Below are 2,072 nucleotides of genomic sequence, written 5' to 3'. Positions count from 1 at the left end.
GTCTCCAACTGGTATTTGCCGATGTTCGGCGCCGCGGTGGTGCTGCTGATGGTCTGGCTGCCCGACGGCCTGCTCAGCATTCCCGACCGCATCAGGAGCAGGCGCGCGGCGCGCGAGGCCTCACAGGCACGCGCTGCGGCCGCCGGCCGGATCGGAGCGGCATCATGAGCAATGCATTGTTAAAAGTCAGCGGCCTCAAGAAAGCCTACGGCGCCATCCAGGCCGTGGCTGGTGTGTCCTTCGAGGTGATGCCCGGCGAGATCTTCGGCGTCATAGGCCCGAACGGCTCGGGCAAGACCACCATGTTCAACAGCGTGCTGGGGCAGATCACGCCGAACGAGGGCTCGATCGAACTGAACGGCCAGAACATCACCGGCCTGTCGCCGCTCGAGTTGAGCCGCCGCGGCGTCGGCCGCACCTTCCAGACCCTGCAAGTCTTCGGCAAGATGACGGTGCGAGACAACCTGATCGTTGCCGCGCAGGAGCACAAGGGCAGCATGTTCAGCCGCATGTTCGCGCCCGGCGATTCGGGCCTGGGCGACAAGGCCGATGCGCTGATCGACCAGTTCCGCATACGCCACGTGGCCGACAAGCCGGCCGGCACCCTGAGCTACGGCCAGCAAAAACTCGTGGACATCGCCATGGCTTTCATGGCCGAGCCCGACCTGGTGCTGCTCGACGAGCCCTGCGCCGGCGTGAACCCCAGCCTGGTGGGCGGCATTTCCTCGCTGCTCAAGGAACTCAACCAGAACCCCAAGTTCGGCCGCAAGAGCTCTTTTGTCGTGATCGAGCACAACATGGATTTTGTGATGGACCTGTGCCACCGCATCATGGTGATGGTGGAGGGCCGGGTGATGGCCATAGGCACACCGGCTGAAATTCGCGCCAACAAAGAAGTCCTCGACGCCTATTTGGGGAATTGAAGATGAGCAACGATACCTGTATTGAATTCGACGACGTGGTGGCGGGCTACAAGGATTTCATGATCCTCAACAACCTGTCCTTCAAGGTCAGGCGCGGCTCCATCACCTTGCTGCTGGGCCCCAACGGCGCGGGCAAGTCAACCGTGCTCAAAACCCTGTTCGGCCTGCTCAAGCCGCGCCAGGGCCGCATCCTGCTGGACGGGGTGGACATCTCGGGCGCGAGCCAGAAGGAGCTGCTGGCAAGGGGCATCGCCTTTGTGCCGCAGGGCCGCAACCTGTTCGGGCAACTCACGGTGTTCCAGAACCTGGAACTGGGCGGCATCACGCTGGGAACCAAGACCACGCACGAGCGCATCCCCGAAGTGTTGGAATTTTTCCCGCGCGTCAAGGAGCGCCTGCACTCGCAGGCTTCGGCGCTGTCGGGCGGCGAGCAGAAGCAGCTGGAAATCGGCCGCGCGCTGCTGCTGCGGCCCAAGGTGCTGCTGATCGACGAGCCTTCCATCGGCCTGTCGCCCATGGTGGTGCAGGACGTGTTCAAGCTGCTGCAGCGGCTGGCGGCGCAGGGCACAACCGTGCTGATGGTCGAGCAGAACGTCAAGAGCGCGCTCAAGATCTCGGACGACGCCATCGCGCTGGAGTCGGGCCAGCTGGTGCTGCACAAGCCGGCCGCGCAGCTGCTGGCGGACCCCAACATCGAGCGCCTGTTCCTGGGCGGCGGCCATGTGCCGGGCGCGGCCGTGGCAGCGCCCGCCGCGCAAACTTCTTGAGCTGGAACCTTTGAACCGGAGAACACCATGAGCACCGCCAAGCAAGCGCCCGCCGCCGACCGCGAAGCCATCCCCGAAGTCGCCAATCCACTGGGCATGGACGGCATCGAGTTCATCGAATACACCACCTCCAAGCCGCAGGCCCTGGGCCAGGTGCTGGAGATGATGGGTTTCAGGCCGGTGGCGCGGCACCGCTCGCGCGAGGTCATGCTGTACCGCCAGGGCGGCATGAACGTCATCGTCAATGCCCACATCCCGGCCATGCCCGACGGCGCCGCACCGACCGACAAGCCGGTGATCGCCGCCGTGGCGCTGCGCGTGCGCGATGCGGCAGAAGCCTACCGCCGCGCCCTGGAGCGCGGTGCCTGGGCCGTGCCCTCGC

3 protein-coding genes and 1 pseudogene are annotated in these 2,072 nt (G+C 65.3%); all 4 read left to right on the top strand.

What is annotated here, in order from left to right; all coding sequences use genetic code 11:
* Positions 1-168, top strand: a pseudogene (locus tag AC1D0P_RS25160) (branched-chain amino acid ABC transporter permease); the annotation flags it as partial.
* Positions 165-923, top strand: coding sequence for an ABC transporter ATP-binding protein (locus AC1D0P_RS25155; protein WP_477655597.1), 759 nt, complete (start codon positions 165-167; stop codon positions 921-923). The pseudogene AC1D0P_RS25160 and the gene AC1D0P_RS25155, both read left to right, overlap by 4 nt.
* Before the next feature lie 2 nt (positions 924-925).
* Positions 926-1,690 carry an ABC transporter ATP-binding protein gene (locus AC1D0P_RS25150; RefSeq protein WP_477679229.1) on the top strand — a complete coding sequence of 255 codons (765 nt, stop codon included), beginning with the start codon at positions 926-928 and terminating at the stop codon, positions 1,688-1,690.
* A gap of 27 nt (positions 1,691-1,717) precedes the next feature.
* Positions 1,718-2,072 (top strand): VOC family protein (locus AC1D0P_RS25145; protein WP_477679228.1); only part of this gene is annotated, 355 nt, incomplete at its 3' end.

Source organism: Polaromonas sp. P1_G2 (genome assembly GCF_056405515.1).
This window is presented reverse-complemented; position numbering and strand designations above follow the sequence as displayed.